The organism is Paraburkholderia sp. HD33-4, assembly GCF_021390635.1.
Lineage (GTDB): Bacteria > Pseudomonadota > Gammaproteobacteria > Burkholderiales > Burkholderiaceae > Paraburkholderia.
Map to the genome: position 1 here is coordinate 2,119,513 of NZ_JAJEJS010000001.1, position 25,877 is coordinate 2,145,389.

Genomic DNA, 25,877 nt, shown 5'->3' on the forward strand with positions numbered 1-25,877 from the left:
GTGAGGAAAGGGCGCGCAAATCGCTGCGCCGCTCTCTTTTTCATCCAGGTAATGGATCGATCGCTGCGTTACGCGCCCCAAACGTCTCTGAACACGCGCACCCAGTTCTCGCCCATGATCTTGCGAATTCGCGACTCCTTCCAACCGGCGCGCTCCATCGCCGCTGTCAGATTCGGAAACTCGCCGATCGTACGAATACCGTCCGGGTTTACGACCTTGCCGAAATTCGTCAGACGTCGATAGCGACCCTTGTCGTGCGTGAGCCAGTCAAAGAAATCGACGCTATAACCTTGTGTGAAGTCCGTGCCAATTCCAACCGAGTCCTCGCCGATCAGATTAACCACATAGCCGATTGCTTCGATGTAGTCGTCGACGGTTGCATCGATCCCGCGCTTAAGAAACGGCGCAAACATCGTCACGCCGACAAAACCACCCGCATCGGCGATTTCCTTTAGTTGCTGGTCGGTTTTGTTGCGGGGATGCTCCTTAAGACCAGAAGGCAGACAGTGGGAATAGCAGACTGGCTTCTTCGAATACGCAATCGCTTCCGACGACGTATTGCTGCCCACGTGCGACAAATCGACCATGATGCCAACGCGGTTCATCTCCGTGATGACTTCGCGTCCAAAGTCGGATAGGCCGCCATCGCGCTCATAACAGCCGGTCCCGACGAGGTTGTGCGTGTTGTAACAGAGTTGCACCACGCGGACTCCGAGCTCGGCGAATGCCTCGATGTAGCCGAGATTATCCTCGAATGCATGCGCGTTCTGAAATCCAAGAATGATGCCGGTCTTTCCGTCCTTCTTTGCGCGGGCAATGTCTTCCGTCGAGCGAACCAGCATTACCAATTCGCTGTTCTCGCGAATCTGCTGCTTCATCACTGCAATGTTATCGACGGTCTTCGTGAAGTTCTCCCATACCGATACCGTGCAATTTGCGGCGGTGACACCACCTTTACGCATGTCTTCGAACACGGAGCGTTCGAACTTCGAAATGTTCAAACCATCGATAATGATGCTGTCTTGGTGTAGCGTGCTCATAATGAGTTTCAGCGTTGTCCGTTCGTCAGGCTCAGTAAATGGGGAAGCGCTCGCAGAGCGCGAAAATCTCGCGGCGCACGCGCCGTTCGGTTTGGGGATCGCCTTCCGGGTGCTCGCGCAATGAATCGAAGACTTCGAGAATCAGGCGGCCGACATCGCGGAACTCGTTCACGCCGAAGCCACGCGTCGTGCCTGCGGGCGTGCCGAGACGAATGCCGGAAGTGATGGTTGGCTTTTCGGTATCGAACGGAATGCCGTTCTTATTGCAGGTGATGCCGGCGCGCTCCAGCGCCTGCTCCACCTGGTTGCCCTTGAGGCCCTTCGGACGCAGATCGACGAGCAACAGATGGTTGTCGGTGCCGCCTGTGACGAGATCGACGCCGCCCTCCTTCAGCACAACGCCCAGCGCCTGTGCATTGGCGAGCACCTTGTCGATATAGGTCTTGAAGCCCGGCTGCAGCGCTTCGCCGAACGCGACGGCCTTGCCCGCGATCACGTGCATCAGCGGGCCGCCTTGCAGCCCGGGGAACACGGCGGAGTTGATCTTTTTGGCGATCTCTTCGTCATTGGTCAGCACGAATCCGCCGCGCGGGCCGCGCAGAGTCTTGTGCGTCGTCGACGTGACGACGTGCGCATGTTCGACCGGATTCTGATGACGTCCCGCGGCAATGATGCCGGCGATGTGCGCCATGTCAACCATGAGCTTCGCACCGGCGTTATCGGCGATCTTGCGCAACCGCGCGAAGTCGAGTTCCCGGGGATACGCCGAGAAGCCCGCGATGATCAGCGTCGGCTTATGCTGTTGCGCGAGCTCTTCGATCTGCTCATAGTCGATCAGCATGGTGTCGCGGTTCACACCATATTGAACGGCGTTGAACCACTTGCCCGACAGCGCCGGCTTCGCGCCGTGCGTGAGGTGGCCACCCGCGTCGAGCGACATGCCGAGCACGGTGTCGCCCGGCTTCGCGAGCGCGAGCATCACGGCGCCGTTGGCCTGCGCGCCGGAGTGAGGCTGCACGTTAGCGAACTTCGCGTTGAACAGTTCCTTGATGCGGTCGATGGCGAGCTGCTCGATCTCATCGGCGAATTCGCAGCCGCCGTAATAGCGCTTGCCCGGATAACCTTCCGCGTACTTGTTCGTGAGCACCGAGCCTTGCGCTTCGAGGACGGCGCGCGAGACGATGTTTTCCGACGCGATCAGTTCGATCTGTGATTGCTGACGCTCCAGCTCTTTCAGGATCGCGCCGCGCACCAATGTGTCGCGCGTCGTGAGCGACTCTTGGAAGAAGGGATTCGTGTTCGACATGGGAGAGGTCCGTGGGGAAAGAAGAACGGTCGTGTGACGCAGGCCTACGGGTTTCGCAGGCAGTTGTCGTGGCCTTCGTCGTTGGGTCTATTCTTGTCTTTCGGCCCGCGGATCAACGTAAGAATTCAGACGCGTTCTTTACCATTTCCGACATGTGCGTCCATTTTCGACGAGCAGCGCAAATGAATTCGCTGTAGGGGCTTTTTATTTAGTATCGTGCCGCACCGGGCGAAACGACCGTGCACTTCAAAGTGATAGATGAGCAAACCGGTGAAGGTGCCTCGCATCCGCCGAGAAATGAGTTGGTAACACGGTCCTGACCTGCCAAAACCTGTCACCGACGACAGAATGGGCCGAGATATCGATGCTGTTTTTTGGGATCGCCGGATAGAACTTGTTTCGTCTTCTACCGGGCTTTGCGGCACGTTGGTACCTGAACGAGATCTCGGTACTGCGCGCTCGAAATCAAAACGCTGATGTCTGCGCAGCGGGAAGGCGAGACTGCCGCGAACGGTTAGAAGCCGATTGTCTAACTGGACGTCCTGCACTTGATCGAACCCGAGCGACGCACGCCCACGCCGCATGTATGACCAAAGGGGATAGCGCTATCACTCAGGTAAGGTTCGTTCCACGCTAGGTGGATACCCGTACTGCGCGCGATACGCCTTGCTAAAGTGACAAGGCGAATGGAATCCACAGATGCTCGTCACGTGCGAAATCGATGCATCCGTGTTGCGCAGAAGCTCCCGCGCGCGCCGCAAACGCAACGTCAGATAATAGTTCGTGGGTGATACGCTAAGGAACTTCTTGAACATACGCTGTAACTGCCGCTGCGAAAGACGCACGAGCCGTGCGAACTCCTCGAGCGACAGGGGCTCCTCGATGTTCGCTTCCATGAGGCGCACGACCTCGACAAGCTCCGCACGTGAAAAGCCCACACGCGCGTCGACTGGAATATGCTGAAAGTCTCTCGAACCGCGAATACGATCGACAATAAACTGCTCCGACACCTGCGCCGCATGCGCGTGGCCGAATCGCATGCCAACGAGATTGAGCATCAGGTCGAGCGGCGCGGTGCCGCCCGTGCACGTCATGCGGTCGCGATCGATCACGAAGATCTCATCCGCGAAGCGCACGTGTGGAAAGCGCTTGTTGACCGGCGACATGTCCTCCCAATGCAATGTGCAGCGATAGCCGTCGAGCAGCTTCGCGGCCAGCAGCGCGTACGGCCCGGTGCAGATGCCGCCGAGTGGTATGCCCGCCTTGTGTGCACGTTGCAGAACCTCGATCACCCTGTCGTCGACATAATCGGCGACCCGCCAGCCCGCGCAGACTATCAGCACGTCAGGCATGCCCGCTTCGTCGAGCGTCACCGTCGGCTTCACGGTGATTCCGTTGCTCGCGTGCGCCGGCTCGCCGTCCGGCGTGATGATCGACCATCGATAGTGCTGCGTGCGGCCGATGTAATTGGCCATACGCAGCACCTCGACCGCGCTCGTGAATGCGATCATCGAGAAGTTCGGCAGTGTGAGGAAGCCAAAGTGCGCGAGATTGGACAACGGTGAATCGGTAACCGCTGGGACGATCGCGTCGCGCTTCATGGATGAACCTCGTTAGCCTTGTTGCGTCGTCGGTGCGCGGCGGACTTTCATCACGCTCTTGAGACCGGAGAAGAGCGGGGCGCGCGCAATGCCGGGCGAACGTCCGAAGCTCTCGGTGATGCGGTCCAGAATGATCGCGAGCAACACCACCGATAAGCCGCTCTCGAAGCCCAGACCGATATCCAGACGCTGGATCGATGCCAACACGTCGTTGCCGAGACCGCCCGCACCAACCATCGACGCGATGATCACCATCGACAACGCCATCATGATCGTCTGGTTCACACCGGTCATGATCGAGGGCAGCGCGTTCGGAATCTGCACCTTGTAGAGCAACTGGAACGGCGTGCAGCCGAATGCCTGTCCCGCTTCCACGATCTCGCGATTCACCTGCTTGATGCCGAGTGTGGTGAGACGGACAGCAGGCGGCATCGCGAAGATGACGGTGGCCAGAATGCCCGGCACCCGCCCAAGGCCGAACAGCATCGCGGCCGGAATCAGGTAGACGAAGGCGGGCATCGTCTGCATCAGGTCGAGAACAGGGCGCACCGCCATTTCGACGTACTTGCTCTTCGAGGTCCAGATGCCGAGCGGAATGCCAAGCAACAGGCTGATGATCGTCGACGACAGCGTGAGGCCGAGCGTGATGACCATCTGATCCCAGAAGTTCGTTGCGTAGATCAGCAATAGCGACGCCAGCACGAACGCCGCGAATCGCCAGCCAACGCGCCACAACCCGATGCCGACAAAGAGGGCGATGAGGACCCACATCGGAATGGCCTGCAGGCCGTGCTCGACCGCCGCGGCGAAGGTCTCGATGACCTTGCCGATCGAATCGAACGTTTTCGCGTCGTGATCGAGGAGATAATGGACGCCGTGATCTACCCAACTGCCAAGCGGAATGATTTCAGACATGGGAACCTCGATGGTGCGTAAGGACTTTCAGCACATTGGCCTTGTTGATCGAGCCACAATACGAACCGTCCGCTTCGACAACCGGCAGCGGCGCCGGACTCGCGACCACGCGGTTCACGACGTCGCTGAGCGCCATGCTGCGTTGGACACATTCGATGGGATTGATCCGCGGGACGGCGCTGTCGTTCGTATCGCGTCCGACGAAGCCGCGGACCCGCCGTTGAGCGTCGAGCACGAACGCATAGTCGGCACTGCCGTTGAGCGTGGCCGCGACGCTCGATGCATCGATCCGGGGCGAGTGCTTGATGAGCGGCACGTCGTCCGGCTGCATCAGGTCGCCCGCAGTGAGATAACGGCTCGTGTCGATACCTTCGAAGAATGCCTCGACATAGTCGTCGGCGGGGTTCGTGATGATTTCCTGCGGCGTGCCGATCTGCACCACTCGGCCGCCTTCCATGATCGCGATGCGCGTGCCGATCCGCATTGCCTCTTCCAGATCGTGCGACACGAAAAGAATCGTGCGGCGATGCTCGCGTTGCAGATCGAGCAGCACGTTCTGCATCTCCTTTCGCTTCAGCGGATCGAGCGCGGAGAAAGCTTCGTCCATAATCATCAGCGAAGGATTCACTGCTAGCGCGCGCGCAAGACCCACGCGCTGCTGCATGCCGCCCGAAAGTTGCGCCGGCAACTTCTGCGCGAATGGCGCGAGGCCGACCTGTTCGAGCACGGTCATCGCGCGCGCCTCACGCTCCCTCCTACCTACGCCCGCGACCTCGAGGCCGAATGCAGCGTTGGAGAGAACGGTGCGCTGCGGCATGAGCGCGAAGGACTGGAACACCATGCTCATGTCCGTGCGGCGCAGCGCCGTGAGTTCCGAGCGCTTCACGGCGGCCACGTCACGGCCGTCGATCAGCACTTTGCCGGCGGTCGGCTCGATGAGCCGGTTGATGAGCCGGATCAGCGTGGATTTGCCCGAGCCTGAAAGTCCCATGAGTACGAAGATCTCGCCTTCCTTGACGTCGAAGGAGGCCTTGTGGACACCGACAATCTGTCCGGTTCGCTTAAATACTTCTTCTTTTGTTGCGCCACCGGCTAGCATGTCGATCGCCTGTTTCGGGCTGTTGCCGAACACCTTGCACAGCCCTTCAACTAACACCTTTGGGGAATTCATCGAATGTCTCCTAGCGTGGGCGGACAAGTGTCCGCGCTGCGCATACATAGTCCCCAGAAATAAGTCGGGTCAGCCTACTAATTACGACAGGCACGTGCAGAATTGCGACACCGCGGAAAGCACTCCGGAGGGGCGTGATTTCCGCAGGCTCCTGCGTTAGCAGATCGCGACTGCAACAGGACGAGTCGCCGGGTTTTCGGGCTTGACGTGGTTAAGAGCTATGAGCGCTTCCCTTGATCCTTTTAGTGACCAGTGGCCCTCGGATGCGACGAGCCGAAGTTCATCACCAAATCCATCCCCAACCTGCACCGAGCATTTCCAATATTTTCCGATTAGGAATGCAGAATTACGACCGAGATTCTTAGTTCCAAACCAGCATAGAAGCAGGTGAACGTCGCAGGACCGTTCTGTCGAACAAGTCACCATTCATTGCATGATATTCGTAACAATTGTGCAGAAATTTCGAGCTATCCTCCTGCCTTAATGGATTGATTGCAGAGTAGCGAGCGAGGAGTGTTGATTTATTGCGATCTGCGCCAATGCGATATCTGTCTGGATGCACCGATATGAGGAAGATGCATCATGCCACCGCCCGGACCGGGCTGATCCACGCGCTGGTTCTACTGGCGCAAACTCAGCGTTCCGCGACGCTGCGCCACAGCAAATAGTCCGCGCGCGTCCAATCAAGCGTGACGCCTACGCGACGCGTACCTGGCCGGATTTTCGGCTTATGTACGCTGAGCGTCAGCGATTCGAGGGCGGGCCATTCCCGGAACGAAAGCTCGGCAATGTCCGCCACCAGTGTTTCGAGCAGGCGCGTATGCGGTTTGTGCGCGAGGAAGTTTGCGATGCACGTGCAATACCCGTCGTAGTCGATCCATCCGTCCGCTTCGCTCGGCGCACTACCATAGCCGAGTCGCGCGTCGATCACGATTGCCTGTGGTGCACCGTGTTCGTGTGCATGAATGCCGACCCTGGCCGGCACGCCCAGGGCTTCGATAAAAACACTCCAGCCACGCCCCCGTTGCTGCGGAAGACAAGCTGTCGTGAGCGGCATGCCAAACGGTTCTTCGACAGGTTTCATGATGTCAGCGGCTCAGCCGCGTCAACCATGATGCGGCAGAAATAGTCAGCGAAACTGCGACGGACCACGATCTCAAACGCGTCATCGCCCGTTGGGATCAGCACGATCGACGCCTTGAAATAATGACTCTGTGCGCATTGGCCCACCTTGAATACACGCGGATGCAGATCCAGTGGGCAGCCACGCGCAAGTACCTCACGCACGCGTTCACCGCTGATATTGACGACGGTATAGCCACTACCCACATCTACCGCTGCCGCGTATGTTCCATTCAGGGCATCGACAAGCTTCGCCTCGAGCACACCGTCCTGTACGGGCTCATTTGAAAGAACGAGCCATTCGTCGGGGCCCAGCCATAGCACCTCGTATTCAGCGCTACTTGAGACGGTATTCGGCGCGGATGGGGGACGGCAGCCGACCACGCGCTCGAACGCGCCGACGAATGCAGGGTCACCTGGTTCGCCGCGCACGTTGACGAGATCGCGAAAGGCCGACTCACGCATCACGAATTTTTCCGGCGCTCGCCTCTGCTGCTTCTTTAGCAAACTGGCCACGCCGATGAACGGTGACTCAAGTCGCACTCCGCCGGCACGCTCTGCCTCAAGCGTCAAATTTCTCGTTTCATTCCACATGCTGACGCACCCCTTCGGTGTCGTAGAAAACCGGGCTCGCGATCTTCGCGCCGATCTGCTTTCCGCTCGCAAGCGGGATCGTCACGCTCTGGCCCATCCTGTTCAGACCGCCCTTGACCACGGCGAGCGCGATCGAGCGCTTCAGGATCGGGCTGTAGTAGCTCGACGTCACGTGGCCGAGCATCGGCGCGGTAGCGCCCTGGAACGGACCCGCCACGATCTGGCTGCCTTCCGGAATCACGAACTGCGGATCGTCCGACAGCAGGCCGACGAACTGCTTGCGCCCTTCCTTCGCGGTATCGAGTCGTGACAGCGAACGGCGGCCCAGAAAGTCCTTCGACTTCGCGACCAGCCCGCCCATGCCGAGATCGTGCGGCGTGATCGACCCGTCCGTGTCCTGTCCAACGATGATGTAGCCCTTCTCCGCGCGCAGCACGTGCATCGTTTCCGTGCCGTACGGCGTGATGTCGAACTCGGCGCCTGCGGCCATCAACGCCTCCCACACGGCGCGGCCCATGTTCGCAGGCACGTTCACTTCGTACGCAAGCTCGCCCGAGAAGCTGATCCGCATGACGCGCGCCTTCACCCCCGCCACCGTGCCGTTGCGATATGACATGAACGGGAACGCCTCGTTGGCGAAGTCGATATCGCTGCACACCTTCTGCGCGACCTTGCGGCTCTTCGGACCGACGACGGCGAACGTCGCCCAGTGATCGGTGACGGACGCAAGGCGCACCTTCATGTCCGGCCATTCCGTCTGCAGCCAGCGCTCCATCCACGTGAGCACGCGCGCTGCGCCGCCCGTCGTGGTCGTCATCATGAAGTGCTGTTCACCGAGACGCACCGTCACGCCGTCGTCGAACACCATGCCGTTCTCGTCGAGCATCAAACCATAGCGGCATTTGCCGACTTCGAGCTTGCTCCACGGATTCGTGTACATCCAGTTCAGCAGCTTCGCGGCGTCAGGCCCCTGGATGTCGATCTTGCCGAGCGTCGACGCGTCCAGCATGCCGACGCTGTTGCGCACCGCGAGGCATTCGCGCCTGACGGCCGCATGCAGGTCCTCGCCATTCTTTGGGAAGTACCACGGACGCTTCCAGTTGCCGACGTCCTCGAACATCGCGCCGTTCTCGACGTGCCACTCATGCACAGCCGTCTTGCGGATGGGGTCGAGCAGATCGCCGAGCTCACGGCCCGCGATCGTGCCGAAGGTGACCGGTGTGTAGTTCGGGCGGAACGTGGTCGTGCCCGTTTCGGGAATCGTCTTGCCGAGCGCATCGGCGAGGATCGCCATGCCGTTGATGTTGCCGAGCTTACCCTGATCGGTGCCGAAGCCCATCGCCGTGTAACGCTTCACGTGCTCGACGGATTCGAAGCCTTCGCGTGCGGCAAGCAGAATGTCTGCAGCCGACACGTCGTTCTGGAAATCGACGAACTGCTTCGGACCGCGCGCCGCTTGCGCGCGGCTGCCGACGAGCCACAGCGGCTGGATCGGCGACGCGGCCACTTCCGCAACGCGCGGGATTGGCGAGCCCTTCACCGCATAGCCGACCGACTTGACGGCTGCAACGCTTGCCTCGACCGCCTGACGCATGCCGCGCGCAAGGCTGAACTCACCCGCCGCCGCGCCGACGCTCGTTTCCGACTGCATGCCTTTACCCGGCACGAAGCACGCGTTCGAATCGTTCCACTGGGCCTTGCCGCCCGACTGCGCGAACAGGTGCAGCACGGGGCTGAAGCCGCCCGACATCGCGACGAGATCGCACGGAATATCGGCTTGCTTCGCGCCCGTCTTCCCGTTCGCATAGGCGACCACCTCGACCGACGTTACGCGAAACTTGCCTTGCGCCCTCATCACCGCCGCATTGTTCATGATCTTCACACCACCACGACGCGCGGCCGCCTGCAATGCGCCGCTGCCCTGTGCGCGCGGGTCGACGACCGTGACGCTTGCGCCGCACCCCTTCATGTCGAGCGCGCATTGATATCCCGCGTCGTTGTTGGTGAACACGACGACGTTGCGCCCTGGCATCACGCCGAAGCGATGCACATACGTCGATACGGCAGAGGCCAGCATCACGCCCGGCAGATCGTTGTTGCCGAACACGATGGGACGCTCGTGCGCGCCCGTTGCGAGGATCACGCGCTTTGCGCGGATCTTCCACAGCAACTCGCGCGTGCCCTTGCGCATCGACACGGGCAGGTGTTCGGTCAAACGCTGCGTCACCGTGACGAGGTTGTGGTCCTGGTAACCGAACGCGGTGCTGCGCGAGAGGATCTTCACGTCGGGCATGCGCGACAGTTCCGCTTCGATCTTCTCGACCCATTGCATGCCCGGGCGACCGTCGATCTCCGTCAGGCACGACAGCAGGCTGCCGCCGAGTTCGCGCTGATCGTCAACGAGAATCACGCGCGCGCCGCTCGAGCCGGCCGCATACGCCGCGGCCAGCCCTGCCGGGCCACCGCCGACGACCAGCACGTCGCAATGCGCGAAGCACTTGTCGTAGCGATCGGCGTCGTCCACGTCAGGCGACTTGCCGAGACCCGCCGCTTCACGAATCTTCTCTTCGTACTTCGGCCACCACTTGCGCGGCCACATGAACGTCTTGTAGTAGAAGCCCGCAGGCAAAAAGCGCGAGAACTTCTGGTTGATTGCCATGCGGTCGTGCTCGATATCGGGCTCGGCATTCACGCTCGTCGCGCTGAGCCCCTGATACAGCTCGATTTCCGTTGCGCGTGCATTCGGCACCGTGTATGCGCCACGCTCCAGTTGCACGACCGCGTTCGGTTCCGCAACGTCGGCCGTGACGATGCCACGCGGACGGTGATACTTGAAGCTGCGAGCGACGAAGTGCACGCCGTTCGCGAGCAAGGCCGACGCCAGCGTGTCGCCCTGAAAGCCCTGATAAGTGCGCCCGTTGAACGTGAAGGTCAGAGGAATCGCGCGGTTGATGCGCCCACCGGCACCGAGGCGGTCTTTCTGGCTCATTTTCTCGTGCCCTTCGTCTGCGTGTTAGCGGGAGACGTCCCAAAGGTGTCGTAACCCTTGATGTCGTAGGTGACGGTATCGCGCGTCGCCATGAACCAGCGGCGGCAGCCTTGCGTATGGAGCCATTGCTCGCGGTGCACCCCGCGCGGGTTCTTGCGCATGAACAGGTAGTCGCCCCATTCCTTGTCCGTGAGCTTGTCGGTGTCGAGCGGACGGGCAATGTCGGCTTCGCCGCCACAGTTGAATTCGGATTCGGCACGCGGTCCACACCACGGGCATTCGATCAGCAGCATGTTTCAATCTCCTATGGTTGCGGTACGCGTTAGTGGGCGACGCCAGCAGCGCCGTGTTCGTCGATCAGATGGCCGCTGGAGAAGCGATCCAGCGAGAACGGCGCATTCAGCGGATGAGGTTCGTCCTTCGCGATCGTATGCGCGAACACCCAGCCCGAGCCCGGCGTCGCCTTGAAGCCACCGGTGCCCCAGCCGCAGTTGAAATAAAGGCCCTTGACGTCGGTCTTGCTGATGATCGGACACGCATCCGGCGACACATCGACGATGCCGCCCCACTGACGGTTCATCCGCACCCGCGAGAACACCGGGAACATCTCGACGATCGCCTGCAACGTGCCTTCGATGACGTGGAAGCTGCCACGCTGGCCAAAGCCCGTGTATTGATCGATGCCGGCGCCGATCACGAGATCGCCCTTGTCGGACTGGCTGATGTACGCGTGCACTGCGTTCGACATGATCACCGAGTTGACCACCGGCTTGATCGGCTCGGACACGAGCGCCTGCAACGGATGGCTCTCCAGCGGCAGCCGGATGCCCGCCATGTCGGCGAGTGTCGACGTGTTGCCGGCCGCCACCACGGCCACCTTCTTCGCCTTGATGAAGCCCTTCACGGTATCGACGCCCGTCACGCGTCCACCGTCACGACGAATGCCTGTCACCTGACAGTTCTGGATGATGTCGACGCCATGCTGGTCCGCGCCGCGAGCAAAACCCCACGCGACGGCGTCATGCCGCGCGACGCCCGCGCGACGCTGGATCGATGCGCCGAGCACCGGATAGCGGCTGTTAAGGTTGATGGTCGGTTCGATTTCCTTGATCTGTTCGGGTGTGATGAACTCGGCGTCGATACCGTTCAGCCGGTTCGCGTTCACGCGGCGCTCGGTGTCGCGCACGTCCTGCAGCGAGTGCGCGAGATTCATCACGCCGCGCTGGCTGAACATCACGTTGTAGTTGAGGTCCCGCGACAGGCCTTCCCACAGCTTCAACGCCTTTTCGTACAGCGCGGCGGATTCGTCCCACAGGTAGTTGGAACGCACGATCGTCGTGTTGCGCGCAGTATTGCCGCCGCCGATCCAGCCCTTCTCCAGAATCGCGACATTCTTCACGCCGTGTTCCTTCGCGAGGTAGTACGCGGTCGCAAGACCATGCCCGCCGCCACCGACGATCACGACGTCGTACTCCTTCTTCGGTTCCGGGCTCCTCCACTGTCGCTCCCAGTTCTCGTGATACGACAACCCGTTGCGCAACAGACTGAATATCGAATAGCGGCTCATGTGACTGGTCCTCCCTTTAGCATTCGATGACGTTCACGGCGAGACCACCGCGCGACGTCTCCTTGTATTTCGTCTTCATGTCGGCGCCCGTTTCACGCATCGTCTTGATGACGTTGTCCAGCGTCACATAGTGCTGGCCGTCGCCCTTCAGCGCCATCCGCGATGCGTTCAGCGCCTTGATCGCGCCCATCGCGTTGCGCTCGATGCACGGGATCTGCACGAGCCCGCCGACGGGGTCGCAGGTCATGCCCAGGTTGTGCTCCATGCCTATCTCGGCGGCATTCTCGACCTGCGTCGGCGTGCCGCCCATCACGGCCGCGAGCGCCGCCGCAGCCATCGAACACGCAACTCCGACCTCGCCCTGGCAGCCCACTTCAGCACCGGAGATCGACGCCGTCTCCTTGTAGATGATGCCGATCGCGGCCGCGGTCAGCAGGAAGTCGACGATGCCGTTTTCGTTCGAGCCCGGCACGAACTTCACGTAGTAATGCAGCACGGCGGGAATCACGCCGGCCGCGCCATTGGTCGGTGCGGTCACGACGCGGCCGCCCGCGGCGTTCTCTTCGTTGACGGCCATCGCGTACAGGTTGACCCAGTCGAGCATCGACAGCGGATCGCGCAGCGACTCTTCGGAACGCGCACGCAGTTGCATGGAAAGATCCGCAGCGCGGCGCTTCACGCGCATCGGGCCGGGGAGCTCGCCGTGCATCTTGCAGCCACGGTCGACACACGCAGCCATCGTGCGCCAGATCGACAGCAAACCTTCGCGCACATCTTCCGGCGAGCGTGACGCGCATTCGTTCGCGAACGTCACCTGCGCGACGGAGAGACCGCTTTCGCGGCACACGCGCAGCAGATCGTCGCCGGTACGGAACGGATACGGCACCTCGCCGCCTGCGCGCAAGCCGTTCACGCGATCACCTTCGCGATTCACGACGAATCCGCCGCCGATCGAGTAATAGTCTTTCTCGATAAGGCACTGGCCGTTCTCATCGAAAGCCTGAAAGCGCATCCCGTTCGGGTGCACGACGCTGCCCGAGCCGCTCATCAGGCGCCGGAAGAACGCGATGTGCTCCTTCTCTTCGAAGCCAATCTCGTGCTTGCCGAGCAGCGAGAGACGCTTCTCTTTGCGGATCTGCGCGAGGCGCGGTTCGATCAGGTCGGGGTCGATGGTGTCGGGCAGATGGCCTTCCAGGCCGAGCAGCACGGCCTTGTCGGTGCCGTGGCCCTTGCCCGTCGCGCCGAGCGAGCCATAAAGCTCGACTTTGACGCGGCACACGAACGCGAGCAGATTCGCGTCCTCGATATGCGAAGCGAAGCGGCACGCGGCGATCATCGGGCCGACCGTGTGCGAACTCGATGGACCGATGCCGACCTTGAACAGGTCGAAGACGCTGACGTTCATTTGGCTGCCTCTGCGTGGAAAGTGACGTTGGGCGTCAGTACATCAAAGCGTAGAATCGGCTGATAGAACAAATGCGGCAACGGCGTGGGATGGCGGCGCCAAGCGGCGCACCGCTTGGCCCGAATGGGCGTTTTGGTAAAAGTCAGTGACGGAAAAGCGCAACCCCATACGCAGACGATCAGGCGCGCACTGACCGGATCATTAGCTCTATCGCGTCGAACCACAGCGGCAATCCAGTCTTGCCATCGTGCTACGGTCCAACTTCAAACTGGAATGATTTGTTCAGGAGCCAGGGCCCGGCACGACACACGTCCGTGTCGTTTGCCATCGATTTCCGGACGCATGAGTGATGGTCTGCTACAGGTATACCTCTAAACTCACTGAGACCAATTACTTTGCCTAGCGTCGCGCGGCATGCTCGCCAGCCTCGACACTAAGGTGATCCAGAGACTACTGCCCCAAGGCCGATCAGACATACGACTGATCCAGTGCTTCTTCCGTCCGGCCAACTGGCAGTGCCATACCAGGAGTGTGTCCATTGAGCTCTTTGCGAGAACGCATCGCACGACCCCATTCTTCGCGCACCTCCATTGCCCTGAGCGACATTACAATCGTCGACAACGCCGTTCTCAAGCGTGCGGTTGGCGCGATGGCGTTCGGCAACGCAATGGAGTGGTTCGATTTCGGCGTCTACAGCTACATTGCCGTCACGCTCGGCAAGGTGTTCTTCCCATCCAGCAGTCCGTCCGCACAGTTGCTCGCGACCTTCGGGACGTTTGCCGCGGCGTTCCTCGTTCGCCCGATCGGCGGAATGGTGTTTGGCCCACTCGGCGACCGCATTGGTCGCAAGCGCGTGCTCGCGATGACGATGATCCTGATGGCGATCGGCACATTCTCGATCGGCCTGATCCCAAGCTACGAATCGATCGGAATCTTCGCCCCCGCGCTACTGCTCGTCGCCCGTCTCGTACAGGGGTTTTCGACCGGGGGCGAATACGGTGGCGCCGCGACCTTCATCGCCGAATTCTCGACGGACCGCCGCCGCGGCTTCGCCGGCAGTTTCCTCGAATTTGGTACGCTGGTCGGCTACATCCTCGGCGCGGGCACGGTTGCGACGCTGACCGCGACGCTTTCGCAGGAAGCGCTGCTGTCGTGGGGGTGGCGCGTACCGTTCTTCATCGCGGGTCCTCTCGGATTAGTCGGTCTCTACATTCGGTTGAAACTGGAAGAGACGCCTGCCTTCAAGAGAGAGGCGGAGGCGCATGAGGCGAAAGAAAGGTCCCAACCGAAGCGAGGATGCGCGGCGCTGGTGGCCGAGCATTGGAAGCCGCTACTGCAATGCGTCGGCCTTGTGCTGATCTTCAACGTGACCGATTACATGGCGCTTTCGTACCTGCCGAGTTACTTGTCGGCGACGATGCACTTCGACGAATCCCACGGCATCTTCCTCGTGCTACTCGTGATGGTGTTGATGATGCCGATGACGCTCTACGCCGGACATCTGTCAGATAAGGTGGGACGCAAGCCGGTGATGATGCTCGGATGCGTCGGACTCCTCGCGCTGTCGATCCCGGCACTGCTTCTGATCCGCACCGGCGAGACGCTGCACGTGTTCGGCGGGATGCTGATTTTCGGCACGTTGCTGTCGACTTTCACGGGCGTGATGCCATCGGCCCTGCCTGCGCTCTTTCCGACGCGGATTCGCTACGGCGCGCTGGCGATCGGCTTCAACGTGTCGGTCTCGTTGTTCGGCGGCACGACGCCGCTCGTCACCGCGTGGCTCGTCGACGTAAGCGGCGATCTGATGATGCCCGCGTATTATCTGATGGCCGCATCGCTGATCGGCATCGTGTCGGTGCTCACACTGCGAGAGACGGCTCGGCAGCCACTGCTTGGTTCAGGGCCATGCGTTTCGAGTCGCACCGAAGCGCTCAGACTTGTCGATAAGGTACCGGATCGAAGCAACTCTCGGAAACAAGCACCCCTAGCAGTGGTCAAGGAGCGAGTCTGATTTGCGCTTCGTTCTATTCCTTGTCAGGTACTAGACTCTCCATTTCACATCGCGCCTGACTGCGCTTGGCCCGGTTGTGTCGCGATATGGTCAGCAAGGCGAGAAAGTTGCTCCTATGATAAGGATTACTTACATGACCAACGAATAGAACTGCTCGGTGGCGGTTTGCGCGACGCCATCAGCTTTCATCTGTCCCTTCCTGATCATATGCATCGTTTCGATGCCCGACAGGATGATGCGGGCACAGCGAAAATCCTTGAATCCCATCATTGACCGGGTTCGGCGTTTGATGGCCCGATGGTCCTGTTCTACGATGTTGTTCGGATACTTGACCTGCCGGACCTTGATAGGCGTTGCCCGCTCAGCGTTGACGGCGTGGAGGGCCGCCAGATTCGCCCCGCTTTTGTCCATCGTAACCGTCTCGGGCGCGCCGTTCTGATCGATGGCTTTCTCGAAGTAGCGACGCGCTGCAGCCTTGTCACGATGGGCCCGAAGCAGGAAATCGACGGTGTTGCCGACCTTGTCCACTGCACGGTAGAGGTATTTCCACTGGCCGCGTACCTTGACGTAGGTTTCATCCATGCGCCAGCTCCTGCCAATCGGGCGTTTGTGCCTGCGAAAGGCTTTCTCGAACAACGGTACGAGTTTGATCACCCAGCGATGCACGCTCGAATGGTCAACCTCAAAGCCGCGTTCAGCCATCATTTCTTCGAGATTGCGAAGGCTTAACGAGTAGGCCACGTACCACCGCACACACAGCAGAATCACGTCTAGCGGGTAATGCAGCCGCTTCAGTACCTTGCCAATACCAGCGGGCAGCGTCTCGCGCGGCGACTTCGTCTTTGCCATCGTGCTTGTCATGCGTTGCGGTCGATGAATTTTACTTGACCGCGTTAATGCGACAAAACCCTTTGACGTCCCGCCAATTGCAGGGCGAGAGAGCAACGGTCAATCCCCTCTCCGCGCCGACGGAAGGGGCCAGCCTGAGTGTTTGGATTAAGCTGCGACCCAATTCAGACCAGCATCGGACGAGCACTGTATCGCTCGTCGCAAGCGGTCACGTGTGCGTGCGCCAGCTCGGTTCAAGGCGCGCACTTGATGGGCGCGCCGCAGCGGCCGTCGTACCTCACACCCTCGAATGACGGCTTGAGGCCGGTTCCCTCACGCGGGCAGATCTTCTATGTCGAACCATCTTGACGCGCACTCGATCGCCTGATCAAGGCTCTGAAGCATCGTCAAGCTAACCCCGATTACTTCAGCCGACGGTCGCTTCAGGTCTGGCACCGTCACGACTCGTATCCCTGCACGATGTGCGGCAAGCACACCGTTCTCACTGTCTTCAAACGCCAGGCAATCGCTCGGCGATTTCCGGAGACGAGAAGCCGCAAGCTCATACACGGCCGGATCGGGCTTACCACGGGCGACTTCATCCCCTCCGGCAATCGCATCAAAGAAATCGAGCACGTCGACCCGTGCAAGCCGGGATCGAATCTCTTGTCCGCTTGATGACGACGCGACGGCGCATGGGACCCCAGCTTTGACCAATGCAGTCAGTAGGGCATGTACTCCCGACTTCAGTGGAAACAATGGTGGAGTCGTCGGAGAGTGCAGCCGCTGCCGAACTCGGGTAAGCGCTTCCTGAAAGAGCTGCTCCTCTCCGAACATCTTCGCTAGCATTGCGTGGCACTCGGGCAGCGATCTTCCGATGATCTCGGCGTAGTCGACGGGGCGAATATGAACGCCAAGTCCGTGCCCGACTGCGATCCATGTGTTCATGATCGTTCGCTCCGAATCGATCAGTAACCCGTCCATGTCGAAGATTGCGGCGGAGAACATATACAAAGTATCCTCGGTGCTTGAGTTGGTGCATGCCACTAAAACCGCACGGCGGAACGCTTCGTGGTCGATTCCGCGGGAAATTTGCCCAGCTCTGCCAATCGATCGACAATTGGGCGGTACGACGCTCAGGAGCAGGTCCTACCCTATCGGCCTCGGGTACCGCCCATCAAGCGGTCACGGATCAAGTAAGCAATTGCATTTGCCGCTATGCCAGCTCGATATCCAATTGAACCTACGTCCTGGCATTCGCGAGGCGAACTGACCGTGCAATCGCGTGGACCGATTGCTGCCGTCCAATTCGCCAGCGGCAGAAAGCCGGCCATCGAGTCCGACGCGATTGCGACGAGGCGCTTTGAAGGAGTCGATATCACAGTTCGAGCGGTATGTGCGCCGCTTTGAAGCGCGCCGTCTGCGCCCGGGCTGGAGCCCGATCCGCCTGAATCTCGGGTGCGCTGACCGGGTACAGCTCTCCGGCCAGCATCTTCTCTTTTTGGTTCAATTCATCCCGAAAGCCAAAGACTTAGGCAAAGACGAAGTACTTGCGCACCGTCTCCACCACTTCCCAAGTACCCTTCATGCCGGGTTCAATCACGAACACATCGCCGGCCTTCAGGTGCACGGCCGGCTCGCCTTCCGGAGTGATGATGCAGTAGCCGTCGAGAAAGTGGCAGAACTCCCATTTCTCGTAGTTCACCTCGAACTTGCCCGGGGTACAGATCCAGGTGCCCATGATCTTGCTGCCGTCCTTGGAAAGGTAAGCGTTGAGGTTCACGGTGTGCGGGTCGCCGCCGATGCGCTTCCACTTTGTGGCATCAACGACCGGCGTCGGGCAGGTTTCGCGCAAAACGGTGATGAAGTCGGACATTTCAGCTCCAAACGATCTAATAGAAACCGGGGCTTGCCCAGCTAACGAAATTCTTCGACAGTAAATCAGACCCGGAACTTCGCTGATAGAACAAAAACGGCATCGCCATAGACACCTTGGCCGAAAGACCGGCGTTGCGAACGTGTCTCAGACGGTGTAACGGCGCGGCCTTTGCCGCCGTTTGCATAAAATCCTCGCCATCCGAAAATCGGGGTAATCGTTTGAATCGTACGAAATATGGCGATTTCGACGGAAAACAGACGATACATCAATGACTTGCGCGACTTGCCGCCCTGCGATGTTAGCTGACCGGCAAACGCCTGCTGCGAGCGGCTCCGGACACTCGAACGCAACAATCAACACGACCGCCAGACCCTTCTGGCCCCGCTTGAGTGTCGCACCGTCCCCATGGAAATAAGCGGCGACCGACGACATCGTGACGTGCTCCACCGCGACCAAAAAGGGCGACTCCACAACCTATGCGTGAACCATATCGCGGCGCGCAGGTTACGGCGCGGGCCGATGCGATCTGTTAATTTCTGTGCTGGCCGGTATCACGGCACATCTGCGCAGGAGCCCTCGCAATGGTTGAGCACCCGGTGTCGCAAAATTCCAGATCCGCGGGAGCCGGCAGGCGACCCCAGATTGCGCTGGCGCTGCAGGGCGGCCGCTCGCACAGTGCCTTCACATGGGGCGTGCTTGACCGTCTGCTGGCCCCCAACGCCCGGGGTCGGACTCAATGGCATGTGATTTTCGCGGACTCCCTGGACTAAAAGGTTGGCAGCGTCGCTGCCGCCGATTTATTCCTTGGGGTGCTTCATGTTTTCCGAATCGATGGCCGCATGCCATTCCTCGCTCGCCTCAAACGCTTCCATCGCCTCGTCAATGGACGCGCTCGCGCGCTCGGCGGTCGCCCTTGCTTCATCTGCCTCGACTTCAGGTTCCTCGTCGATGGCCTCGGGGGGCTGGATCATCTCCTTGAGCATCGCGTCCAGTTCGGGCGTGTCCCATGGAAGGTGACGCTGCATTTGCACCTTGATGTAGTGCCTCACTTCCGCATCCTGCTCAGCAGTCAGAGGCAATCCCCGGAATGTGCTTTCCGGGCCGATGTCAGTCATGGCGCCCTCCTGTTGCTAAGGTCTGCTATCTAGCAGTGTAACCCCGGCATCATGACGCTGCCCGCTTCCTCCGAGGCTTCGCAGTTGGCCTCGCACGCGCTGTTACCGCCGCGGCCACCTTCGATGACGTCCGTCCCCATCGGCGCTGTGCCGCCGATGCCGCTGCCCACCCGCAAAGGCTGCACAGCGCCTGTGGTTAGCCACTGCTGGTCAGCGTGGCTGGAGGCGACCGGCAAAAAAACCTCATTCACGGTTTCCTGCTTGCGTATCGGATTCCACCACGGTTTTCACAACGCCAGGACGCATCGCTGACCGAAGCCAAAGTCGAAAGGAACCGCTCGTTGAAAGTCGGAGGCCCGGGCGTCGGGGTTCCATCGGAGCAGATGAGCGATTATGACCTACACTACAAACGCGTTATTCGCTTGCCGGGGTGCCGCTTCAACGCAACGCGACATCGCTGGCAACCGATCAAGGCGGGCGAATGGCCACGGCACGGGCAACACACCGTCATCTGCTGCCTGAAACTTGAAAACTATTAACAAATTTAGTTGCGTGAGCGAACGACGAGTTTTCCTGGAAAAAGTGAAACCTGACGGTGCCATTGAGATAAGTATTCCTATCGCAAGCACACTCTCCGCGACCAACTGTCTGCACCGCATCTGCCCGACTTCCCGTGCCGGGGAACGACCCTGGGGGTGGAACGGTCGTTGCCCTGCCTGACCTCGCGTCGCTCACCGCGCGCGATGCCGTGAGGTGCTATCTGGCCGCACCCCGCGCCGACAGCTTGTCGTAGCACGGGCTGATCGCCGGCGGCAACCAACGCGAATGTTGTGGCCTTACCTGAGAACGCAGGACAACCATTCCCATACGGCGTGTTGACGTCCCGCGACACGCTTAGGGTCATCGATTCATGGCCCTGAGCAAGGGCACACCGGCAAGCTTCGCAATCGACTCCGCACTTTGCTGTTGAATATTTGCGAGTGCGAGATCAGCACTGAACCACTCGTTAGACATCCCGACGAAGACATCGGGTCTGTCAACAAGCAGCCGCCAATGCGGCCACCATAGGAAGTCTTCGTAGCAAATCGAAAATGCGGCCCGCCGGCCTGCGAGATGCAGATATCCTTGCATTACATGGCCGGGAGTTGCGCTTACATTGGCCCAGGGGCGCCACAATCCTGCCGGCACAGGCTGACGGCTGTCAAAGCGCCCGTGTCCGGCTCCGAGAACTACAGCGCTGTCGGTATAGGTCAGGGAGTAATCTTCATTGTCCGAATGTCCACGAAGGGATTCGCGATCCCCAAGATCCACACCGAGAACCAAAGTCCTGTCCGTTCTGGCCAGTGGCTCCAGATAGCGGCTCCACCAGTAGCGCGTTGATGGCCGCCATAAGCCGATCACTTCCTCCGGCAATACCACCACCCTCGCGCCGAGCTCGAATTGCCGGTCGGCCGTAGCCCTTACTGCCTCTGTCCGCTTGTAAAGAGCATCGTAGTCCCTCTGGTCAAGTCGACCAAAGGAAGTGTTCACCGCCACCCATCCGGTTGGACCTTCTGGACGTTGGGAGAAGCTATGCGCAACCATTGCAGCGGCCGTCAGTAGGACACCAATGATGGGCGCGACTTTTGAACGCCAGACACCGGCGGCAGTTCCAAGCGCGCACACCCCCAGCGTGAGGCCGGCAAGCTGCCAACCGGGGAATAGGGCACTGGCAACATGGAGCGGTGAAAGCCAGCCGATCATGCCCAATGGCGGGACGGACACAAGCAAAGTGGCCACGACGACCCGCCATGTGCGTCGACCTGCATTGGTCCGCGGTGTCAGCAAAGCCCATGGTGCGGATAGCAAAATCGCCTGTCCCAGCCAGAACGCGACACCAGACGCGATTGCGGCATTGGCAAACAACTCGCCGTGACCCACGAAGAAGCGTTCGCACACGAGCGGTATATCGCGCGCACCGGTCAGATAGTAGCCACCCCATAACGACAGCGAACAACACCTGCTGGCCGCGGTAGACCACACCGCCGGCAGGACAATCAGAACTATCAGCCAGTGACCGGGGTACCATGCGACCAATGCAATTGCGGCGCCCGCCGCACCGTAAAGCCCGCACTTCGTTCCCTTGTGTACCAGGGATAAACGTTGGCCTGAATCCCAAAGCCTGCCGGATTTTCTCCCGGCTCGCGCGAGACCGGCACTGCAAACAATGTGCGTATGGCAGAAACCGCGCGCCGGCAGGTTGTCCCCGCCCGTACCGGCCTCGTGGTCACATCGGTCGCCCGATCGGCATGATGGCGCTAGCCGAGCCGCAATCTGCGGGAGTCGGCGGTAGGATGAAGTCATGCGTCGTAGCCACGATGCGGATCTCGAACCTTCCATTGAAATCTCCTCAATGGAAGGTTCGGCCCGGAGCGGGCCAGTCGAGGATCCAGTCCGCTTGCTGCCACAGCGCGCTGCGATAGAGGATACGCAGGTGCGCACGCCGCACAAGCCGACTTTCGCTGGTCCAGGCCTGCACTTCCCAGCCATGAAACTGCTCGCTCGACCGCCCGGAAGCGATTGCGGCCGAGACCGTATCAGCCACCAGCGCTTCGAGCATCTTGAGTTCGCCGGCGTCCGGGTATCTGAAACATGGGGTGATCTGCTGCATGGAGAACTCCAGATCGCAGGGGACACAAATAACCACGCCTGGGTGAAATAGGGAGTGAGCCACCGAATGACTTTCGAGAAGACATCGCGATGTGCATGGTGTCGCAGTTGGACCTTTCACTGCTCCTCCGACACCCTTCCTGGATCGCGATCGCTCAAGTTGATGTGCACGTTCTCGTCCGCTCTGGCGCCGTATAAACGGCTGCCGTCGAACATCGACGCTCCTCGTGAACATCGATGTCCTGGCACAGACGGCAGGCAGCGCCTCCTTTCGGTGACTCAGCCCGCGGGAGTGGATTGCGAGTCCACCCAGTCTTCGGGCCGATCGAATTCGGTGGGCCCGACCGCGTCGCCCGGTGGCGGGTCGAGTTCCGCACTATCGCCCGCGTCACCCGCGTTACCATTGCGCCGTTGCCGCGCCTGAAAGATCACCTGATCAACGCGCACCAGGTTCAACGCTATCGACTCGGCGTCGATATGCACGCCTGCCAGGGCTTCGTTCTCGCGTGTGATCCACGGATTGACGTAGAGGTCCCCCTTGACAACAACACTGGCGCCGGTCCTGATGTGCTGCATCACGCGTTCGGTGTGGCGCTCGTTCCAGATCGTAACGTCAACCGGAAACGTCCGATCGTCTTTCTGCTCCAGTGATCCGTCGTCCAGACGACGGTATGAGGCGGACATGATGCGCAGTTCAACGATGCGCTTCGCTCCGTTTGGCGTGGTGACTTGCTTCATCGTCGGCGACGACAGGACGTTTCCAACCAGCTCTGCATAGATACTCATTGCGGACTCCGTTCATACTCAAGGTCAAGTCAGCCGCCGTGTCCCGTCAATGCGACGCATCAACTCTTCCCGGCGACGGGATACCCTTGTGCTACAAACGCGCTGTCCTGCTGCCTTGTGGTTTCAGGGACTTTCTTCGAAGCGCCCCTTCGGTAATTTGCCTTCACTACTTCGCGGCAACGGCCTGCCGCCCGCCTCGATGTCGAGCCGGTGCGCCACCGCCAAGCTTTACGGTGCCATGTTTCAGATACGTCTCGATCTGGCAAGCCGCATACCGGAAGATGGCTTCAATCGCATTCAGTTCCTGTGCTCGGATATGGCACTGTTCAATATAGGGGTGCAGCGGTGCAGGAACCTTCGGGAAGTACGAGCGCACCCGTTCGAACGGCGCAATGCGCGCGTCGCCGTGGATATGCCAGAACAGCCGCTGACGTGTCGCACCGCTCCTGAGCCGTTCGGAAAAGAATTTCAGGGTCACAGGCAGGTCGGCCGCAGCCGTCTCCCGGGCCAGCAGATGCATTTCCAAAGCCGTGAGCTCAACGATGTGCCGGTGGTGATGCATCAGGTGGCGGAATGCTGCCCGGCCGCTGAGCTGTTTCAGCTCCGACGCTCGCAGCCCGGCAACGTGCTCTGCTACGCTCATGTCTGGACTATCCATTCATTCGACTCGCATCCGGGCCCGTCAATGCAACAACGAAGGCTCGCCGAAGTCGCCGTTGCTCAGGCCGACATGGTGCTGCGTTCGCGAATTGGCCAGCCGCCGACTCAACGCATCGAGCAACAGAAGGAACTGACCCGGCTCGCCCATAGGTTGACCTGGCTCGTGCCATAGCAATTGCTGGCCGGCGAGACGAATCGCCGAATCCCTCACGCCCGCGCGACTCAATGCCTTGTCCAGCGCCTTACTGATCTCGCGATAGCTGGCGCACAAGACACGCTGATGTGCTTCCACCGAAAGGAGATAGGTCACGAAACGAGTCGATCCATAGTCTCTTCCCAGCGCGTAATATAGTTCCAGAAACGGTCGCGGGGACAGCGGCGGTTGCCCGCGTTCGATTGGGTTACTGATGGTCCCGCGTTCGCCGTGCACCCTATTTTCCGGAACATTTTCGGTACGGATGGACGACTTTCGCAGCCGTACCTCCATTGCATTGAACGTGTCGATGTAGGCGACCTTCCACGCAATCGCATCTTTGCCGGTGAAGCCCATGGCGATCAATGCAAAGCCATCGCGGGTCATGCGGTACATCCGTCGAAGCTCGCCCTTCGCATCGCAGTGGGCAACGAGCGCAAAATTGCGCTCGTTGAAATCGGTGTGTATTTGCCCAACAACATGATCGATCGTACGCAACACGTCCTTGTGTTGCTTGCAAAAATGTTCAGCAACGACGAGCGACGTCGTCATGACCCGCCCGTCAATCAGTGTGAGGTGTGGTTTGAGAACCCGAGCTTCGTCCATATTGCGCTCCCTCCCGAGAAGTGTTTCATTCATCGCGTGCCCCTTACCCTTAAAGGCTTTATGCAACGGCCAAGGGTTCGGTCGGGGTTGCGCACGCAGCAAGTCACGATTGCCGCAGCGACCGGATTAATGCACCAGCAATTTGCCGCAGGAACCTCGTTATTGCCTCAGTGAATTGCCGCAATGACCCTGATGTTGAAGTGTCGTTGCCGCACGCACCGCCTCATTGCACCAACGGCTTTGCCGCAGATTTCGCCTCTTCCGTGTCGTCGGACAGTGGCACGCTGTCGAGCAGTCGCAGTTCCGCATCCGAGAGCTGTTTCACCCGCCGTCTGCTGTGTCTCGGCTGGACTTGCCCCATGAACACGTCCTTCGGCACTGCTCCAAAGAGCCCCCTCGCCGCGTCAACACGTTGCTTGGCCGCGGCGTCAGCAATCGGCAGGAAGTCGGTGCGTGACAGCTTGATCAGTTCGGGGCGCGTCAGGAACTGCTGACATGCGACGGCGAAGTGGAACACCGACAGACACTTGTGTTTGGCCAGTGACACCCGATGAAAACCGCTGTTCGATGTAATCAGGTCACGCAATACGGCGGACTTGACGACCCGCACCAGGTAATCGAGTTCGACCAGCAGTGTCGCGATCATGTAACCGTACGGTGACGCAAAGCCGAGCACAAGGCTGGCCGGCTCGCGAGATTGCAGGATCGTGTAGTCAAGTCCCTTCAGTTTCATCGCGTCAAGTCTCGCAAGGATATTGCGTTGCTCGAGAGAGATAGCATGGCGCAGGCCGGTGATGCGATCGCTGATTTCGATGAGTTTCCAGTCGGCGTACGGATTGTCGTTCGCGGACAGCGACCACAGTGCGCGTAAGGCCGCAGCGACGCGTTTGCCTCCCGCCATGGGATAGCCCCGTTCACCCGGCTTAACCGAGCGACCCAGGAACATACGCATCGCATCGCGCGTATGCAGGTTCATCCGGTCGCCGCCGTCGCTCGACAGGCCGCCGATCTGCCTGATCTTGAGGGCGTTAGAGACGGTAACAAGCGCATCGGCCTCCTGGCGCATCGTGTGCAGATCCTGCATGTTGTGCAGCGACTGCTCGCGCTCCATGTACAACTGGTAGCGGGCGAACAGGGGATCGGCAGGATCGGGATCACCGTCGGAGATGAGGTCCACCAGGATCGTACGTTCGCCGTCAAGGTCATAGCCGTCAGCGAACGGCGAAGTAGATGACCTGGCAAACGCATCGATCGCGGCATCGACATGGGTTCGTCGTAGGGTGACCATCAGCGACTCCTCAGGGTAAAAAGTTTGATCGGTTGCGGCATTGACCCGCGGTTGTCGAAAGTGACAACCATGTGATCGCGCTGGGATCGAAGATTCTGTAGCGACAGCGGCAGACTCCGCATAGGCAGATTCGCCCGACGTTGTGTTTGAAG

23 protein-coding genes are annotated in these 25,877 nt (G+C 60.1%); 1 reads left to right on the forward strand and 22 read right to left on the reverse strand.

Annotation, left to right across the window (positions count from 1 at the left end; genetic code table 11):
* Positions 1 to 68: 68 nt before the first annotated feature.
* From L0U84_RS09315 to L0U84_RS09365, 11 genes are all read right to left on the reverse strand, one after another.
* A complete protein-coding gene (locus L0U84_RS09315; protein ID WP_233849405.1) occupies positions 69 to 1,040 on the reverse strand; it encodes a dipeptidase in 972 nt (323 codons plus the stop codon).
* Between the two features lie 31 nt (positions 1,041 to 1,071).
* Positions 1,072 to 2,346 (reverse strand): serine hydroxymethyltransferase, encoded by a 1,275-nt coding sequence (locus tag L0U84_RS09320; RefSeq protein WP_233849406.1) that lies wholly within the window; start codon positions 2,344 to 2,346, stop codon positions 1,072 to 1,074.
* 608 nt (positions 2,347 to 2,954) lie between these two features.
* Complete coding sequence (locus L0U84_RS09325) at positions 2,955 to 3,947, reverse strand: GlxA family transcriptional regulator (RefSeq protein WP_233849408.1); 993 nt, start codon at positions 3,945 to 3,947, stop codon at positions 2,955 to 2,957.
* Between the two features lie 12 nt (positions 3,948 to 3,959).
* Complete coding sequence (gene choW / locus L0U84_RS09330) at positions 3,960 to 4,862, reverse strand: choline ABC transporter permease subunit (protein WP_233849410.1); 903 nt, start codon at positions 4,860 to 4,862, stop codon at positions 3,960 to 3,962.
* Entirely contained in the window at positions 4,855 to 6,033 is a 1,179-nt protein-coding gene (locus L0U84_RS09335; protein WP_233849412.1) for a quaternary amine ABC transporter ATP-binding protein, read from the reverse strand. Before L0U84_RS09335 ends, choW begins: the two co-directional genes overlap by 8 nt.
* A gap of 634 nt (positions 6,034 to 6,667) precedes the next feature.
* Positions 6,668 to 7,117: a dihydroneopterin aldolase gene (locus tag L0U84_RS09340; protein WP_233849414.1), complete on the reverse strand. Its 450-nt coding sequence runs from the start codon at positions 7,115 to 7,117 to the stop codon at positions 6,668 to 6,670.
* Positions 7,114 to 7,749: a sarcosine oxidase subunit gamma gene (locus L0U84_RS09345; protein ID WP_233849416.1), complete on the reverse strand. Its 636-nt coding sequence runs from the start codon at positions 7,747 to 7,749 to the stop codon at positions 7,114 to 7,116. The genes L0U84_RS09340 and L0U84_RS09345 overlap by 4 nt, the downstream gene beginning before the upstream one ends.
* Positions 7,739 to 10,738, reverse strand: coding sequence for a sarcosine oxidase subunit alpha family protein (locus tag L0U84_RS09350; RefSeq protein ID WP_233849417.1), 3,000 nt, complete (start codon positions 10,736 to 10,738; stop codon positions 7,739 to 7,741). The genes L0U84_RS09345 and L0U84_RS09350 overlap by 11 nt, the downstream gene beginning before the upstream one ends.
* A complete protein-coding gene (locus L0U84_RS09355; RefSeq protein ID WP_233849418.1) occupies positions 10,735 to 11,031 on the reverse strand; it encodes a sarcosine oxidase subunit delta in 297 nt (98 codons plus the stop codon). The genes L0U84_RS09350 and L0U84_RS09355 overlap by 4 nt, the downstream gene beginning before the upstream one ends.
* Positions 11,032 to 11,060: 29 nt before the next feature.
* Positions 11,061 to 12,305 (reverse strand): sarcosine oxidase subunit beta family protein, encoded by a 1,245-nt coding sequence (locus tag L0U84_RS09360; RefSeq protein ID WP_233849419.1) that lies wholly within the window; start codon positions 12,303 to 12,305, stop codon positions 11,061 to 11,063.
* A 16-nt stretch (positions 12,306 to 12,321) separates the two neighbouring features.
* Positions 12,322 to 13,710 (reverse strand): L-serine ammonia-lyase, encoded by a 1,389-nt coding sequence (locus tag L0U84_RS09365; protein ID WP_233849420.1) that lies wholly within the window; start codon positions 13,708 to 13,710, stop codon positions 12,322 to 12,324.
* A 538-nt stretch (positions 13,711 to 14,248) separates the two neighbouring features.
* On the opposite strand from L0U84_RS09365, the gene proP reads away from it, so the two are divergent.
* Positions 14,249 to 15,721 carry a glycine betaine/L-proline transporter ProP gene (gene proP, locus L0U84_RS09370; protein ID WP_233849421.1) on the forward strand — a complete coding sequence of 491 codons (1,473 nt, stop codon included), beginning with the start codon at positions 14,249 to 14,251 and terminating at the stop codon, positions 15,719 to 15,721.
* 129 nt (positions 15,722 to 15,850) lie between these two features.
* On the opposite strand, the gene L0U84_RS09375 is transcribed toward proP, so the two are convergent.
* The 11 genes from L0U84_RS09375 to L0U84_RS09425 form a co-directional block, all read right to left on the reverse strand.
* Positions 15,851 to 16,570 (reverse strand): IS6 family transposase, encoded by a 720-nt coding sequence (locus L0U84_RS09375; protein WP_233849422.1) that lies wholly within the window; start codon positions 16,568 to 16,570, stop codon positions 15,851 to 15,853.
* Between the two features lie 312 nt (positions 16,571 to 16,882).
* Entirely contained in the window at positions 16,883 to 17,557 is a 675-nt protein-coding gene (locus L0U84_RS09380; protein ID WP_233849423.1) for an HAD family hydrolase, read from the reverse strand.
* A 370-nt stretch (positions 17,558 to 17,927) separates the two neighbouring features.
* Positions 17,928 to 18,041 carry a maltose acetyltransferase domain-containing protein gene (locus L0U84_RS09385; RefSeq protein ID WP_233851987.1) on the reverse strand — a complete coding sequence of 38 codons (114 nt, stop codon included), beginning with the start codon at positions 18,039 to 18,041 and terminating at the stop codon, positions 17,928 to 17,930.
* Between the two features lie 39 nt (positions 18,042 to 18,080).
* Positions 18,081 to 18,425, reverse strand: a complete 345-nt coding sequence (locus L0U84_RS09390) for a cupin domain-containing protein (protein ID WP_233849424.1) — start codon at positions 18,423 to 18,425, stop codon at positions 18,081 to 18,083.
* Positions 18,426 to 19,225: 800 nt separating this feature from the next.
* A complete protein-coding gene (locus tag L0U84_RS09395) occupies positions 19,226 to 19,543 on the reverse strand; it encodes a glutamine synthetase (protein ID WP_233849426.1) in 318 nt (105 codons plus the stop codon).
* Between the two features lie 900 nt (positions 19,544 to 20,443).
* On the reverse strand, positions 20,444 to 21,886 hold the full coding sequence (locus L0U84_RS09400) for a conjugal transfer protein TraB (RefSeq protein ID WP_233849428.1): 1,443 nt from the start codon (positions 21,884 to 21,886) through the stop codon (positions 20,444 to 20,446).
* 46 nt (positions 21,887 to 21,932) lie between these two features.
* The gene (locus L0U84_RS09405) at positions 21,933 to 22,193 is read right to left on the reverse strand and encodes a hypothetical protein (RefSeq protein ID WP_233849430.1); all 261 of its coding nucleotides are present in this window, start codon (positions 22,191 to 22,193) and stop codon (positions 21,933 to 21,935) included.
* Between the two features lie 278 nt (positions 22,194 to 22,471).
* Positions 22,472 to 22,978 (reverse strand): single-stranded DNA-binding protein, encoded by a 507-nt coding sequence (locus L0U84_RS09410; RefSeq protein ID WP_233849432.1) that lies wholly within the window; start codon positions 22,976 to 22,978, stop codon positions 22,472 to 22,474.
* Positions 22,979 to 23,144: 166 nt separating this feature from the next.
* Positions 23,145 to 23,621, reverse strand: coding sequence for a hypothetical protein (locus L0U84_RS09415; protein WP_233849434.1), 477 nt, complete (start codon positions 23,619 to 23,621; stop codon positions 23,145 to 23,147).
* A 39-nt stretch (positions 23,622 to 23,660) separates the two neighbouring features.
* Positions 23,661 to 24,470 carry a Rha family transcriptional regulator gene (locus L0U84_RS09420; protein WP_233849436.1) on the reverse strand — a complete coding sequence of 270 codons (810 nt, stop codon included), beginning with the start codon at positions 24,468 to 24,470 and terminating at the stop codon, positions 23,661 to 23,663.
* Between the two features lie 190 nt (positions 24,471 to 24,660).
* A complete protein-coding gene (locus tag L0U84_RS09425) occupies positions 24,661 to 25,725 on the reverse strand; it encodes a PFL_4669 family integrating conjugative element protein (protein WP_233849438.1) in 1,065 nt (354 codons plus the stop codon).
* Between the last annotated feature and the right edge of the window lie 152 nt (positions 25,726 to 25,877).